Source organism: Luteibacter sp. Sphag1AF, assembly GCF_014192715.1.
Classification (GTDB): domain Bacteria; phylum Pseudomonadota; class Gammaproteobacteria; order Xanthomonadales; family Rhodanobacteraceae; genus Luteibacter.
Window position 1 is genome coordinate 922,623 of the sequence record NZ_JACHYH010000001.1, and the last position, 15,275, is coordinate 937,897.

Consider the following 15,275-nt stretch of genomic DNA (forward strand, 5'->3'; position numbering starts at 1 on the left):
CGCCATGCCATCATTCCCACTCATGTCGGGGGACACGTAGCAAATGAACGAGCTGAAGCCGTCACCGGCGCTGCTGTGCGCCAACTGTGCCACGGAGCTCCAGGGGGAATATTGTTTTCACTGCGGCCAGTCAGTGAAAAGCGTGCTGCGTCCTGTCTCGCACATGATGGAAGACGTGGGCGACCTGCTGTTCCATCTGGACGAGCGCGTGATCCACACGCTGCCTGCCCTGTACTTCCGTCCGGGCTTCCTGACCCTCGAATACTTTGCAGGCCGCCGCGTGCGCTACATCGCGCCGTTCCGCCTGATGTTCGTGTTCTGTCTGCTCGCGTTCTTCTTCAGCCACATGGCGATGAATGTGAGCAAGGATGTTGCCGTACACGAGCGTAACGCCCCCTCCGCCGAGAGCACCGGCGACTCCGCCACCCGGCCCAAAGACGCCGCCGCCGCGTTTGCCGCGGCAACAACGCCCGAGGAAGTGCGCAGCATCTACGCGGCGCGTTCGGAAGAAATGCGCAACGCGGCGGACAATGAAGAGCTGCCGACCATCGCCCGGATGGGCATGGAGGCCGGGCAGACGATGCTGTGGAAATCGGCCAACGAGCGCCTGATCGCCATGAAGGCCGAGGCGCTTCCACCGCCCGACGCCCTGCCCGGCAACGGCCACGACAGTGACATGTCGACGTTTCCGGTAACTGTGCACGTCAGCTGGCTGCCTGACGCCGTCAACGAGCGGTTGAGCGAGGGCATGGCGCACATGAAGGCCAACATCATCCTGGTGAAGAACGGCGGGCCGAAGCAGAAAGAGGCAGCCCGACGGATTCTGGATGGCGTGTTTGGCGTCCTGCCCCAGGTGATGTTCGTGCTGCTGCCGATTTTCGCCCTGATCCTGAAGCTGTTCTACGTCTTCAGGCGGCGGCTCTACATGGAGCATTTCATCGCCTGCCTGCACAGCCATGCGTTCATGTTCCTGTCCCTGTTGCTGCTGTCGGTGCTGGGGATGCTCGCCGGCTGGGCGAAACCCCATGTTGCCCCTCTGGCCTCGGCCCTGGGGCTGATCCAGCTCGTGATGTTCCTGTGGATACCCATCTATCTGCTGATCATGCAGAAGCGGATTTACCGGCAGGGATGGCCCATGACGGTGATCAAATTCTGGCTGGTGGGCAGTATTTATTTCTGGTTGCTTATGGCCGCCCTCTGCATCGCCGTGGTCATCTCACTTGCCCATTGACGGATAGGATTTTTTCCTAGCGAAACGAGGTTGTGCACAGGCAGCGTGGTGTCTTCGAAGATGTCAATATCTCGGCAACATCGGATCTCAGGCGATCCCGGCAATTTTTTAAGTCATTGATTTCAGATTATATTTCAGTCTGGTTAAAATGTACCCAAGCTGACTCGAAGGGCCTAACCATGCGCCTTGGATGGCCCCCATACGATGCTCATCCACAGACTTATCCACAGGACTTGTGGATAACTCTTAAACCTCCATACGGGCGGGCACTTACCTCCGACTCCTGCGGAACGCCGCGTCATCCCACGGCAACCCCATGATCGTGCCCGCAAAGGATTGGTCAAAGATTGACCAGCCCGACAGGTGACCACAGGTACACTTGCAGGCCATGTCCGCCGTCCTTCGTGTAGCCCTTCCCGTACCCCTGCTCACCCTGTTCGACTACCTGCCCCCTGAGGTGGGCGTCGCAGCGGCTGGGTCGCGTGTGCGTGTGCCCTTTGGCCGGGGAGAAATGGTCGGCATCGTGATCGACCCGGCCGCCGAAACGGCGGTCGGCAAAGGGCGCCTGAAGCGCGCCCTGGAAGTGCTGGATGACGCACCCTTGCTGGATGCCGAATTGCTCACCACCCTCAGTTGGGCGGCTGAGTATTGGGCCGGAGCACCGGGCGAGGCGTTTTCCAATGCGCTGCCGCTGGCCCTGCGTGAACCGCGCCAGCTTCCTGCGACAGGCCGGGAAGTCTGGGCGATGACTCTTGCAGGGCGCAGCGCCCACGACGCCCGCAGCCGCAAGGCAGGAAGCGCTGCGCTACTGGCCGCGCTCGCAGACGGCCCACGGGCCGCCGACGAACTGCACGACACACTCCCCGGCTGGCGCGCCGCCGCCCGTCGACTGGCCGAAGGCGGCCTGGTAGAGAAGATGGATCTGGAAGAAGTGGCCCTTCCGCCCTCCCCCGCGCCAGGCCCCGCCCTCAGTGACGAACAGCAGTTGGCCGTGGACACCGTGGCCGCGGCCCTCGGCCGGTTCCAGCCCTTCCTGCTGGACGGGGTGACTGGCAGCGGCAAGACCGAGGTTTACCTCGCGCTGATCGAACAGGCACTGGCGCAGGGACGACAGACCCTTCTGCTCGTGCCGGAAATCGGCCTGGCACCGCAGACGGTGCGCCGACTGCGCGAACGCCTTGGCGTCGCCATCGAGGTGTTGCACTCCAACCTTGCAGAAGGCGACCGTGCCCGCGCATGGCTGAGAGCCCGCAATGGCACGGCGCGGGTCGTGCTCGGCACGCGGTCGGCGGTATTCACGCCGCTGCCGAAGGCCGGCCTCATCATCGTGGATGAAGAGCACGACCCTTCTTACAAACAGCAGGAAGGGTTCCGCTACCACGCGCGCGATCTCGCCCTCGTTCGTGCCCGGGCGCACGGCGTACCCGTTGTGCTCGGCTCGGCCACGCCGTCGCTGGAATCACTCGCCAACGTGGATTCCGGACGCTACGAACGGGTTTCCCTGAAGGGACGCCCGGGCGCCTCCCAGCCCACGCAGGTGCGTATCGTGGACATGCGCGCGCAGCGACTGGATCACGGCCTGTCGCCCACGCTGCTGGCGGCCGTCACCGAATGCATCGGGCGCGGCGAGCAGGCACTGGTGTTCCGCAATCGCCGTGGCTACGCGCCGGTACTGCTTTGCTACGACTGCGGCTGGCACGCCGACTGCCCGCGCTGCGACAAGCCGCTGACGCTGCATGCCGGGCGCCGCCGGCTCATTTGCCACCACTGCGAATACACCGCGTCGGTTCCCGAGGCCTGCCCGCAGTGCAAGTCCGCCAACATCAGCCCCCAGGGCCAGGGCACCGAGCGGCTGGAAGAAGCGCTGATCGCACGATTCCCGGATACGCCCGTCATCCGGGTGGACCGGGAGACCACGCAGCGCCGCGATGCGTTCGATCAGCTGCTGGCCAGTTTGCGCGAGGACAAGCCCGCCATCCTTGTGGGCACGCAGATGCTGGCCAAAGGCCACGACCTGCCCAATCTCACCCTGGTAGCCATCGTCGGCGTGGACGAAGGACTGCACAGCATTGATTTCCGGGCCAGCGAACGCCTGGCCCAGTTGGTGGTGCAGGTCGCCGGCCGGGCCGGCCGGGCCCGCAAGCCCGGCAGCGTGCTGCTGCAAACCCACCACCCGGATCACCCGCTGCTGCACACGCTGCTGAAGTCCGGGTATGGCGCCGTGGCAAGGTCGCTGCTGGCCGAGCGCAAGATGATTGAACTGCCGCCGTTCGCTCATCAGGTGCTGCTGCGCGCGGATGCCCATGACCGCCGCGAGGTGGACGCCTTCATGGCGCAGGCGCACGAGGCCACGGGCGATCCGGGCGACCTGCGCGTGGCGGGCCCCATGCCCGCTCCCATGCCGCTCAGGGCCGGACGCCACCGCGCCCAGCTGCTGATCGAGGCGACCACGCGGGCGCGCCTGCACGCGTTCCTGCGCCCCTGGCAGACCGCACTAAACGCGCTGCCTACAGCGCGCAAGGTAAGGTGGTCGCTCGACGTGGACCCCATCGACCTCTATTGAATCCCTCCAACGGCCGGAGCTTCCATGCAGAACGACGATGCAACGCGAGCGCCCAGACACCGTGTCCTAATTATTGGCGGCGGGTTCGGTGGCCTGTCCGCCGCCCGTGCACTGGCCCGCGCCCCGGTCGATGTCACGCTGGTGGACCGCCGCAACCACCACCTCTTTCAGCCGCTGCTTTATCAGGTGGCCACGGCAGGTCTGTCGGCCCCGTCGATTGCGGCGCCACTGCGCTTCATCCTTCGTGAGCAAGCCAATGCCTTCGTCTACATGGACGAGGCCCTGGAAATCGACCGCACCCGGCGCGTGGTGCGCTTCGCCCACGGCGAACGCGAGTACGACACGCTGATCGTGGCCACGGGCGCCGGCCACGCGTACTTCGGGCACGATGAGTGGGAAAAGTACGCTCCCGGCCTGAAGACACTGGAAGACGCCTTCCACATTCGTCGGCGCATCCTCCTTGCCTTCGAGAATGCCGAGCGCGAAACCGATCCGGTGAAGCGCCAGGCATGGCTGAACTTCGTGATCGTGGGCGGCGGCGCGACCGGGGTGGAACTGTCCGGCACGCTCGCCGAAATCGCCCGGCACACGCTTCCCCGCGAATTCCGCAACAGCGAGCCGCGCAACGCCAACATTCTGCTCGTGGAAGCAGGGCCGCGGGTATTGCCGGCGTTCGATCAGGACCTCTCCGAGAAAGCCCGCAAGCAACTGGCAAAGCTGGGAGTGCAGGTGCGTACGGGTCAGGCCGTCACGTCCATTGATGCGCACGGTGTGGAACTGGGTGAGGAACGCCTGGTCGCGCGCACCGTGCTGTGGGCTGCGGGCGTAGCCGCCTCACCGCTGGGCGCGCTGCTCGGCGTACCGCTGGACCGCGCCGGCCGTGTGCAGGTGAACCCCGATCTCACCATTCCCGATGACCCCCACGTATTCGTGATTGGCGACCTTGCCAGCGTATCGACTGACGGCAAGCCCGTGCCAGGCGTTGCCCCCGCAGCCAAGCAAATGGGCGCCTATGCTGGCGAAGTCATCGCTGACCGCGTGCAGGGCAAGTTGCCGCGCGCCCCATTCCGCTACAAGGACGATGGCTCGCTGGCCACCATCGGCCGCATGGCCGCCGTGGCGCAGTTTGGCAAAGTGAAGCTTTCCGGCATCGTGGCCTGGTGGGTCTGGCTGATTGCCCACGTGTACTTCCTGATCGGCTTCCGCAACCGGCTGGTCGTGCTGATGGATTGGGCATCGTCCTACTGGACCTATCAGCGCCATGCGCGCATCGTGCAGGGAGCCATCAGTCGTGACGACCCACCACGATGAAATAACCGTGTCTCGACATTGTCTGGACATGCTCTACCCCCAACCTATGGGTGCTTACCCCCGACCGCCGATCGGCGCGACAATGGGGGTCTTACCGGCACAGGAACCGCTCTCGTGACGAACCAGCTCGAACAACTGCGCAAGATCACCACCGTCGTCGCCGACACCGGCGATATCGAAGCCATCGCGAAGTACAAGCCCGTCGATGCGACCACCAACCCGTCGCTGCTGCTGAAGGCAGCCAGCATCCCGGCGTATGCGCCGCTGCTGGACGAAGCCATTGCATGGGCCAAATCCCAGGGCAACGACCGCGCACAGCAGCTGGTGGACGCAGGCGACAAATTGTCGGTGCTGGTGGGCAGGAAGATTCTGGACGTGGTGCCCGGCCGTGTGTCGACCGAAGTGGACGCCCGCCTGTCCTTCGATACCGATGCCACAGTCACCAAGGCCGAGCGCCTGATCGGCATGTACGCCGATGCCGGCATCTCGAAAGACCGCATCCTCATCAAGACCGCTTCCACGTGGGAAGGCATCCGTGCCGCCGAGAAGCTGGAAAAGAAGGGCATCAAGTGCAATTGCACGCTGCTCTTCAGCTTTGAACAGGCGGTGGCCTGTGCCGAAGCGGGCGTGTTTCTGATCTCGCCGTTCGTCGGCCGCATCTTCGACTGGTACGTCGCCAACACCGACAAGAAGATCTATGCACCGGAAGAAGATCCGGGCGTGCAGTCGGTGCGCAAGATTTACGACTACTACAAGCTGCACGGCTACGAGACCGTGGTGATGGGTGCGAGCTTCCGCAACATCGGCCAGATTCAGGCCCTTGCCGGCTGCGACCGCCTGACCATCAGCCCGGAACTGCTGGGCGAGCTGGAAGCGAACACCAACGATCTGCCGGTTGCGCTGAAAGACGGCGGCAAGAAGGAAGAGCCGGGTGAGCGCCTGTCGGAAGCCAAGTTCCGCTGGGGCCATAACGAGAACGCGATGGCCACCGACAAGCTGGCTGACGGCATTCGCAAGTTCGCGGTTGACCAGCGCAAGCTGGAAGCGCTGCTGGGCGCGAAGCTCTGATCTGCTGCAAATGCTGATAAAAGAAGGCCGCTCACGCGGCCTTCTTTTTCAACGCCCACGCAAGGATTCAGGCGCCCGTCGCGGACCAGCCACCACCCAGTGCACGGATCAGCTGCACACTCGCCCGAAGCTGGCGGGTCTGCAAATCAAGCACACTGCGCTGTGCATCCAGCGACGCCGTCTGTGCCTGCACTACATCCAGATAGCCAATCGCACCCGCACGATAACGATCCATCGACAGATCCACCGAACGCTGCGCCGCGTCCGCTGCCGCCTTCTGATCGGTGAGTGCCGAACCCAGATCCCTGATAAGCGTGAGGTTGTCTTCCACCTGCTGGAATGCGGAAAGCACCACGCCGCGATACTTCGCGCCCGCCTCATCCGTAGCCGCCTTCGCGGCTTCCACGCCCGCCTTGCGACGACCGCCATCGAACACGTTCAACAGCAGACTGGGGCCGATGGCCCAGAAGCGATTGGGTGCGTCGATGATGCCGCCCCAGGCGCTGCTCTGATATCCGCCCTGCGCGGTCAGCGTCACCTGCGGGAAGAACGCCGCACGCGCCACACCCACGCGCGCGTTGGCCTCCGCCGTGCGCCGCTCGGCGGCCGCGATATCCGGACGGCGCTGAAGCAAGGTTGACGGTACATCCAGCGGAATGGTCGGTACCGCGACGATGTCTGTCTGCACCGGCACATGGAACGACGATGGCGACGCGCCCACCAGCACCGCAATGGCATGTTCAACCAGTGCGCGTTGCGCCTGTGCCTGCTGCAACTGCGAGCGTGCCGACGACACCTGGGTCTGTGCACGCGCAACATCCAGGCCGGACGCAATGCCACCCGTGTGCCGCGTCTGGGTGAGCTGCAACGCCTTCTCGAAGGCGTTGATGCTCTCCTGCAACAGTTTCACCTGCCGGTCCAGACCATTGAGCGCGAGATAGTTGTCAGCAAGCTGCGCCTGAAGGCTCAGCCGTGCCGAAGCCAGGTCGGCCGCCGAAGCCACCTGTTCGGCCGTGCCTGCTGCCACGGTGTCACGCACGCGGCCCCACAGATCCACCTCGTAATCAACTTCGCCACCAAGGGTGTACGAGTCGTACATCGCAGGCGATGTGCCACGAAGCGGCTTGGTATCGGACTGGCGATCACGCTGTCCGTTGCCATTGAGGCTTACCTGCGGGAACAGCCCGGCACGCACCTGCGAGGTGAATGCTTCCGCCTGGCGATAGTGCGCGAACGCAGCAGCGAGGTCGGCGTTGTTCGCCACAAGCTGCGCCTGAAGCTCATTCAGACGTCCATCACCGTAGAGCTTCCACCAGCCGTCGCGATCCAGATGATCGGCAGGCCGGGCATCTGTCCACGGCGTCTGGGCACCCGCATATTCGGGGGCAGCCGGTACCTCCGGCGCTTTATAGGTGGGTGCAAGCGAGCAGCCGGACAGGCCAATCGCCAGCACCGCCACGAGTTCAAGCTTTCGCATGGGTTGCCTTCGCTTTGTCCGGAGCCGCAATCCGTACCGTGTCACCATCCGCCAGACCATCGGGCGGGCTTTCGATCACGCGGTCGCCGGCCGCGATGCCCGAACCGAGTTGCACGCTCTTGCCATAGTCGCGCGTGATGGTCACCTGCTTGAACGCAACCTTGTTCTGCGCGTCCACCACGGCAACACGCAGACCCTTGTCGTCGAACACCAGCGCGCTGGCCGGCACGCGCAACGAACCCGCGTCGGAGGGAAGATCGAACTTGACGCTGGCGTAGCTGCCCGGAAGCAGCTTGCCATCGCGGTTATCCACAGCGACCTGCACCAGCGTCGTGCCCGTCGCCGCATTGATGGCGTTTGCCGATGCCTCGACCTTGCCGGTGAACGTCTGGCCCGGATATTCCGGCACGCTCAGCGTGGCGCTGGCGCCTTCGCGAATGGACGGCGCGTAGTTCTGCGGCACGTTCACGTACATGCGCAGCGTATGCGTGTCCGATACCACGAACAGCTCCTGGCCACCGCCGCCAGCATTGATGAGCGCGCCGACGTCGGTCTCGCGCGCCGTCACCACGCCATCGAACGGCGCAACGATTCGCGTGAAACTCTTCAGCGCCATGATGCGATCCACATTGGCCTGCGCCGAACGCGCGAGCGCCTGCTTGGCCGTGAAGTCGCCGGTCTTCTCATCCACTTCCTGTTTGGATACGGAGTCGGAGTCACGCATCCCTTCCCAGCGCTTCGCCGTGGTGCCTGCCAGCGCAGCGTTCGCCTGGGCACTGGCCAGATCAGCGCGTGCCTGAAGGAGTTGCTGATCGAGGTCCGGCGTTTCAATTTCCGCGAGCAACTGGCCAGCCTTCACCTTCGCACCGATGTCGGCACTCCAGGACTTCAGATAACCACTCACACGCGCATAGATCGGTGCACGGGCATAGGCCTCCAGACGACCGGGTAGCTGGAGGTCATGGCCCTTGTCACCACTTTCAGGCTCCACCACGGCGACCGTGGGCGTGGCCTGCTCGTCGGTCCACTTGCTGATGGTGCGGGCATCGTTGGCGCGCGTGGCCACACCTGCCACCACGATGGCCAGGATGACGATGGCAGCGATGATGCCCGCCACGCGCAAGCGGCGGCGCGGGGTCGGGGACGGGGATTGGAACGAATCAGACGACATGGACGGGCTCTCCGGAAGCGGGCGCCGGTGATGAAGCGCGGCCATGCCGCGCGTGGATGATGCTGAAAACGACGGGAACAAACATGAGCGTGGCGACGGTGGCGAAGATAAGGCCACCCACGACGGCACGGCCGAGCGGCGCATTCTGCTCACCACCTTCGCCCAACCCCAGCGCCATGGGCGCCATGCCGATAATCATGGCAAGCGCGGTCATCAGCACCGGGCGGAAGCGCACGAAACCGGCTTCGATGGCAGCGCGCGTGGCGTCACCATGCTCGGCAAGCTTTTCGCGGCAGAAGCTCACGACCAGAATCGAGTTGGCGGTGGCCACGCCCATGCACATGATGGCGCCGGTCAGTGCGGGCACCGACAGCGTGGTATGCGTGGCAAACAGCATCCACACGATGCCTGCAACGGCGGCCGGCAGCGCGGTCACGATCACGAATGGATCGCTCCACGACTGGAAGTTGACGACGATCAGCAGGTAGATGAGCACGATGGCGCCGAGCAGGCCGAAGATCAGGCCGGAAAATGCCTTGTTCATCGTCTGCACCTGACCCAGCAACGCAGTGGTCGAGGCTTTCGGCAGGAACTGTCTGTTGGCATCCACGACCTTCTGGATATCCGCCGCTACCGCACCCAGATCGCGATCCTGCGTCGAGGCAAAGATTTCGACCATCGGCTGGATGTTGTACTGGCTGACAACGGCATTGCTCATCTGGCGCGTGATGGTTGCCAGACCACCCAGCACCTGGGTGGTGCCGCCGGAGGTCGAGCTGATCGGCAGGTTCTCCAGCGCCGGCAGCGAGTCCAGCGCGTACTGCGGCGTCTGCATCACGATCGGGTAGGAGATGTTGTTCAGCGGATTCAGCCAGAAGGTTGGAGCCACCTGACTGGAGCCGGCCAGGTTCACACCCAGGCTATTGGTGACGTCACGTTCGGTGATCCCGACCTGCTGGGCACGCGAGCGATCCACGTCCACGTTGAAGCCAGGATTGGCCTGCGACTGCTGGATGCGCGCATCGGCCACACCGGGGATGCGACGGATTTCCCGAAGCAGACGGTTCGCGTAGGCAAAGTTGGCAGGCAGGTTCGAGCCACGAATCTGCAGGTCGATAGGCGCGGGCGAACCGAAGTTCAGGATCTGGCTGATGATGTCGGCTGGCGGGAACGAGAACGTCGTACCCGGGAATTCGCGCGGCAGTTTTTCGCGCAACGTGCGCACGTAGTCAGCCGTCGGCGCGTGGCCTTCCTTCAACGACACCTGGATGTCGCCGTCCTGCGCACCGATGGTGCCGGTGTTGTTGTACGCCGTGTTGATGCCGCTGGCAGACAGACCGATGTTGTCGACCACGGTGCCCAGTTCGTCTGCGGGAATGACGCGGCGGATCGACTCCTGAACCTGCGCAAAAATGCGTGCGCTTTCTTCCACGCGGGTGCCGACTGGCGCACGGACGTGCATCAGGATCTGGCCCGAGTCAACCGAGGGGAAGAAGTTGCGCCCGAGCATCGGCAGCAGGGCAAAGGAAAGAATCACGAAGCTCATGAAACCGATGACGAACACGCGACGGTGTTCCAGCGCCATGATCAGCAGATCGTTGTAGGTCGCACGCACGCGCTCGAATCCACGCTCGAAAGCCTGCTGGAAACGTACCAGCGGATTGCGCGAGCGCGGTTTGCCGACGCCGGTTCCGTGTTCATCGGTGTGCGGTTCGTGCGGATGAAGAAGATACTTCGCCATGGTCGGCACAAGCGTGCGAGACAGGATGAACGACGCGATCATCGCGAACATCACCGCCTCGGCCATCGGCACGAAGAGGAAGCGCGCCACACCATCAAGGAAGAACATCGGCACGAACACGATGCAGATGCACAGCAGCGACACGAAGGCAGGCGTCACGATCTGCGCTGCGCCATCGAGAATCGCCGTCTCCACATCCTTGCCGTTCTCGAGATGCCAGTTGATGTTCTCGATGGTGACCGTGGCATCGTCCACGAGGATGCCCACGGCCAGCGCAAGACCACCCAGCGTCATGATGTTGAGCGTTTCACCCACGGCAGACAGGGCCGCGATGGAGCCGAGAATGGCAAGCGGAATTGACGTCGCGATGATGACGGTGGAGCGCCAGCTGCCAAGGAACAGCAGGATCATCAGACTGGTAAGCGCGGCAGCAATGATGCCCTCGCGCGCTACGCCCGTGATTGCCGCGCTGACGAACAGCGACTGGTCACCGATGGGCGCGATCTGCAGCGTGTCGGGCAGCGAGTCTTTCATCGCCGCCACGCGCTCCTTGATGCCGGAGATGATGGCCAGTGTGGATGCGGAACCATTCTTCAGCACGGTCATCAGCACCGAACGGTTGCCGTCCACGTGCACGATGTTGGTCTGCGGAGGATTGCCGTCGCGCACGTTGGCCACGTCGCGCACATAGACCATCGCACCGCGCACGCTCTTCACCGGCAGATTGCCCAGCTCCTGAATGTCCGACGGTGCGTTATTCAACTGAAGCGTGTACTCAATCGATCCGATCTTCTGCGTACCGACAGGCGTGATGAGGTTCTGCGACGCCAGTGCATTGGCCACGTCCTGCGCCGATAATCCGCGCGCCTGCAAGGCGGCCGGATCAATGTCGATCTGCACCTGACGCGTCTTGCCACCAAACGGCAGCGGTATCGAGGCACCCGCCACGGAGGTCAGGTTCGGACGCACGGCATTCAGGCCAAGATCGCCGAGGTTTTGCTCGGTGAGACCTTTACCGGACAACGCCAGCTGGATGATCGGCACCGTGGACGCGTTGTAGTTGAGGATCAGCGGCGGCGTCGTGCCCGGCGGCAACTGCTTGAGCAGGGTCTGCGCGACGGCGGTGACCTGTGCATTCGCCGTGCGGATATCGACAGTGGGCTGGAAGAAAATCTTGATGACACCGAAGCCTGCGATGGACTGCGCTTCGATGTGCTCCACGTCGTTCACCGTCGTGGTCAGCACGCGCTGGAACGGCGAGGACACGCGTCCGGCCATCTGGTCGGGAGGAAGGCCCGTGTACTGCCAGACCACCGCAATCACCGGAATCTTGATGTCCGGGAAAATGTCGGTCGGAGTGCGAAATGCCGAGAGCGGGCCTACGATCAGGATCAGCAGGGCGAGGACGACGAATGTATACGGTCGCGTGAGAGCGATCCGGACAATGCCAAGCATGAGGACGGGTTCCGTGCGCGATGGTGCGACGCGCAAATTTTGCCCCTGAATACCTGTTCAGCGTAGTGAAGAATAATTCATGCTGGTTTTAAAAAGGCTCACGTCACCGCGAATACGGCAATCAGGCGGCCTTCGGATAGCAGATGACCGTGAACTGCGCGCCATGATCGTCACCGCCAATTTCCAGTGAATAACCATGCAGTTTCACGATGGCGTTGACGATGCTGAGGCCAAGGCCTGAACCCGGCTGCGCACGCGTGTTGTCACCGCGATAGAAGCGCCGCAGCACGGCTTCACGCTCGTCGGCGGGAATGCCCGGGCCCGAATCGGAGATGTCGATGCGTGCATTGCCCGTGGCATCCACGCCAGCGCGCAGCCCCACGGTGCCGCCGCGCGGCGTGAATTTGATGGCGTTGCCGACCAGATTCGCCAGTGCCTCAAACAGCAATTGCGAGTCACCACGCAGCGACGGAAGCTCGCGGATGTCCAGATCAAAGTGCAGCCCGCGGTCTTCGGCCAGTGGCGCGTAGAACTCGTGCACGTCGCGAATCACCTGCGAGAGATCCATATCAGCGAAGCAGGCGCTGCGCTGGCGGTCTTCCAGCTCAGACACGCGCATCAACGCACGGAAGCGGGTGAGCACCGTGTCGATGTCTTCCACGCAGGCATCCAGCAGCGCTGCCTCGGGACGATCACCAATCTGCTGTTGCGTGCGATACAGGCGCGTGCGCAGGCGCGTAAGCGGTGTGCGCAGATCGTGCGCAATGTTGTCGCACACGCCCTTCACTTCACCGAGCAGTCGTTCGATTTCACCGAGCATGGCATTGACGATGCCCGCCAGCAGATCCAGTTCATCGCCGCGGCGACTCACCGGGAGGCGCCTGGTGAGGTCCCCCTCGCGAATGGGAGCGGTGGCCTCCTGAATTTCACGGATGCGACGTGCGGGCCCGCGTGCAATGAGGATGCCGCCGAGCAAACCGGGCAACAGCGTCAGCGACAAACCCCACAACAACCCACGGCGTATGATCGTGCCCACGCCGTCGATGGTGTTGCTTTCCTTGGCCACCACCAGGCGCTGGCCATTGGACAGATGAGCGGCCACACCGCGTGCGCGCGCTGGCCGCCTGGCATCCGGGTCAGCAAGGCTGGCACGCAACGGATACACCACGCCGTCTTCCACAAGCTCGTGCGGCAAACGGGTGATGTTGCCTGCCAGGGGCTTGCCGTTCGCGTCGAACAGCCCGACCCACATGATGCCCTTCGGGTCGATGATGCTTGCCGCTTCCACCGTGGCCTGAAGGCGTCGTGGATCGGAGACTTCAAGGTAATGAATGCGCTGGAGCAGCATCTGGTCGATGACGCGGACCAGGTAGCGGGAGGTCTCCCACTGCACAACGCCGAGCAGGATGACCGACCAGATGGCGAACAGCGCGCCATAAATGAGGATGAGTCGCGAGGTGGCGGAACGCCAGACGTCAATCAGCGGGCGCAAGGGAGTACCCCGAGCCGCGCACGGTACGGATGAGCGGCGATTGCCCCGGCCCGTCGATCTTGCGACGCAGCCGGCCGATGTGAACGTCGATCACGTTGGTGCCCGGATCGAAGTGGAAGCCCCAGACCTGCTCAAAAATCATCGTGCGGGTGAGCACCTGACCCGCATTGCGCATGAGGTATTCGAGCAGCCGGAATTCGGTGGGAAGCAGCGTCAGCGGCTGACCGTTGCGATTGGCAACGTGACGCATCAGGTCCAGCTCCAGCTCACCCACGCGCAGCCGGTTGGACTCGGCATTGGGCTGGCGGCGGCGCAGCAGCACTTCGGCGCGCGCGGCCATTTCGTCCGGTGCGAAAGGCTTGGTCAGGTAATCGTCCCCACCTGCCCGCAGGCCGCGGACACGGTCGTCCACATCGCTGAGGGCGCTGATCATCAGAACAGGAGTGTCGTTGCCCCGGTCGCGCAAGGCGGCAACCACGTCGATGCCATCCATGCCCGGCAACAGACGGTCGAGCGTGATGATGTCGTAGCCATCGTTGAGGGCGCGGGTCAGGCCTTCGCGGCCGTCGGCGACCCAATCGGCATTCATGCCATGCGACGCCAGCTCCGTCACGATTTCGCGTGCGGTGACCTCGTCGTCCTCTATGACCAGCACCCGTGCCATCTGCACTCCAACCCATCAGATCAGGGAAAAACGAAACGGCCCCGCGTGGGGGCCGTTTGTCATCTTACGCCTTGAGGCCGATCAAGCCGCAATAGCGACGCGCATCTTCTTCATGGCATTGGCTTCAATCTGACGGATACGCTCAGCGGAGACGCCATATTCGTCGGCCAGATCCTGCAGGGTGGCCTTGTTGTCTTCTGCCAGCCAGCGGCGCTGGATGATGTCGCGCGAGCGGTCGTCCAGGTTGCTCAGTGCCGAGGACAGCGCACCCATCTGGCTGTTGCTGGCGTCTTCATCAGCCACGTTGTCGTACGGGTCGGCGCCCTCGTCAACGAGGAAGGCGGCCGGCGCCGGCTTGTCGTCGTCATCAGCGTCGGCCGGGGCCTCAAAACCGATGTCGCGACCGGACAGGCGCGATTCCATCTCGCGGACGGTGGCTTCGGGAACACCCAGATCCTGGGCAACCACGCGCACTTCTTCGGCGTTCATCCAGCCCAGGCGCTTCTTGCTCTTGCGCAGGTTGAAGAACAGCTTGCGCTGAGCCTTGGTGGTTGCAACCTTGACGATGCGCCAGTTGCGCAGGATGAACTCGTGCATTTCGGCGCGAATCCAGTGCACTGCAAAACTGACCAGGCGCACGCCCTGATCCGGGTCGAAGCGCTTCACCGCCTTCATGAGGCCGATGTTGCCTTCCTGGATGAGGTCCGACAGCTGCAGGCCATAGCCGTTGTAGCCGCGGGCCACATGGACGACAAAGCGCAAGTGCGACATGACGAGCTGCTTGGCGGCGTCGAGATCGGTCTTCTCGTGGAAACGACGCGCCAGCGCCTGTTCCTCGTCCAGACTGAGCACCGGGATGCGGTGAACCGCCGAGATGTAGGAATCCAGGCTGCCAACGACACTCGGGACACCGAAATTACGGGTGGCGAGGGCTTGGGACATCTTGGAACCTCCTGAAAAGTCTGCTGCAGGTTAGCACTGTCAATGTGAGAGTGCTAAGTCCGATAAAGGTTCATCGGTTAACTGTACGCAATGGTACAGAAATACCCTGCCGGTGTCCAGAGGGAGCCCACGGCCATTCAGGAGAGAGCAGGAAGTCGGC

10 protein-coding genes are annotated in these 15,275 nt (G+C 63.5%); 4 read left to right on the top strand and 6 right to left on the bottom strand.

What is annotated here, in order from left to right:
* Positions 1-166: 166 nt before the first annotated feature.
* The 4 genes from FHW69_RS04240 (at position 167) to tal (ending at position 6,173) form a co-directional block, all read left to right on the top strand.
* Positions 167-1,231 (top strand): DUF3667 domain-containing protein, encoded by a 1,065-nt coding sequence (locus FHW69_RS04240; protein ID WP_255494666.1) that lies wholly within the window; start codon positions 167-169, stop codon positions 1,229-1,231.
* A gap of 388 nt (positions 1,232-1,619) precedes the next feature.
* Positions 1,620-3,794, top strand: coding sequence for a primosomal protein N' (locus tag FHW69_RS04245; RefSeq protein WP_183421751.1), 2,175 nt, complete (start codon positions 1,620-1,622; stop codon positions 3,792-3,794).
* 24 nt (positions 3,795-3,818) lie between these two features.
* Entirely contained in the window at positions 3,819-5,105 is a 1,287-nt protein-coding gene (locus FHW69_RS04250) for an NAD(P)/FAD-dependent oxidoreductase (RefSeq protein WP_221195364.1), read from the top strand.
* 114 nt (positions 5,106-5,219) lie between these two features.
* Positions 5,220-6,173 (top strand): transaldolase, encoded by a 954-nt coding sequence (tal, locus tag FHW69_RS04255; RefSeq protein ID WP_183421752.1) that lies wholly within the window; start codon positions 5,220-5,222, stop codon positions 6,171-6,173.
* 67 nt (positions 6,174-6,240) lie between these two features.
* Here tal and FHW69_RS04260 read toward each other — a convergent pair whose 3' ends face one another.
* The 6 genes from FHW69_RS04260 to rpoH all read right to left on the bottom strand — a co-directional run bounded on the left by FHW69_RS04260 (position 6,241) and on the right by rpoH (position 15,115).
* Complete coding sequence (locus tag FHW69_RS04260; RefSeq protein ID WP_183421753.1) at positions 6,241-7,650, bottom strand: efflux transporter outer membrane subunit; 1,410 nt, start codon at positions 7,648-7,650, stop codon at positions 6,241-6,243.
* The gene (locus FHW69_RS04265) at positions 7,637-8,821 is read right to left on the bottom strand and encodes an efflux RND transporter periplasmic adaptor subunit (protein WP_183421754.1); all 1,185 of its coding nucleotides are present in this window, start codon (positions 8,819-8,821) and stop codon (positions 7,637-7,639) included. Before FHW69_RS04265 ends, FHW69_RS04260 begins: the two co-directional genes overlap by 14 nt.
* Positions 8,811-12,017 carry an efflux RND transporter permease subunit gene (locus FHW69_RS04270; protein ID WP_183421755.1) on the bottom strand — a complete coding sequence of 1,069 codons (3,207 nt, stop codon included), beginning with the start codon at positions 12,015-12,017 and terminating at the stop codon, positions 8,811-8,813. The genes FHW69_RS04265 and FHW69_RS04270 overlap by 11 nt, the downstream gene beginning before the upstream one ends.
* A 121-nt stretch (positions 12,018-12,138) precedes the next feature.
* Positions 12,139-13,509 (bottom strand): ATP-binding protein, encoded by a 1,371-nt coding sequence (locus FHW69_RS04275; protein ID WP_183421756.1) that lies wholly within the window; start codon positions 13,507-13,509, stop codon positions 12,139-12,141.
* Complete coding sequence (locus tag FHW69_RS04280) at positions 13,493-14,173, bottom strand: response regulator transcription factor (RefSeq protein WP_183421757.1); 681 nt, start codon at positions 14,171-14,173, stop codon at positions 13,493-13,495. Before FHW69_RS04280 ends, FHW69_RS04275 begins: the two co-directional genes overlap by 17 nt.
* Positions 14,174-14,254: 81 nt before the next feature.
* The gene (gene rpoH / locus FHW69_RS04285; protein ID WP_183421758.1) at positions 14,255-15,115 is read right to left on the bottom strand and encodes an RNA polymerase sigma factor RpoH; all 861 of its coding nucleotides are present in this window, start codon (positions 15,113-15,115) and stop codon (positions 14,255-14,257) included.
* Between the last annotated feature and the right edge of the window lie 160 nt (positions 15,116-15,275).

Coding starts and splice junctions, on each gene's coding strand:
- FHW69_RS04260 (WP_183421753.1), bottom strand. CDS start 7,650: ATGCGAAAGCTTGAACTCGTGGCGGTGCTGGCGATTGGCCTGTCCGGC.
- FHW69_RS04270 (WP_183421755.1), bottom strand. CDS start 12,017: ATGCTTGGCATTGTCCGGATCGCTCTCACGCGACCGTATACATTCGTC.
- FHW69_RS04280 (WP_183421757.1), bottom strand. CDS start 14,173: ATGGCACGGGTGCTGGTCATAGAGGACGACGAGGTCACCGCACGCGAA.
- FHW69_RS04250 (WP_221195364.1), top strand. CDS start 3,819: ATGCAGAACGACGATGCAACGCGAGCGCCCAGACACCGTGTCCTAATT.
- FHW69_RS04265 (WP_183421754.1), bottom strand. CDS start 8,821: ATGTCGTCTGATTCGTTCCAATCCCCGTCCCCGACCCCGCGCCGCCGC.
- rpoH (WP_183421758.1), bottom strand. CDS start 15,115: ATGTCCCAAGCCCTCGCCACCCGTAATTTCGGTGTCCCGAGTGTCGTT.
- FHW69_RS04240 (WP_255494666.1), top strand. CDS start 167: ATGGAAGACGTGGGCGACCTGCTGTTCCATCTGGACGAGCGCGTGATC.
- FHW69_RS04245 (WP_183421751.1), top strand. CDS start 1,620: ATGTCCGCCGTCCTTCGTGTAGCCCTTCCCGTACCCCTGCTCACCCTG.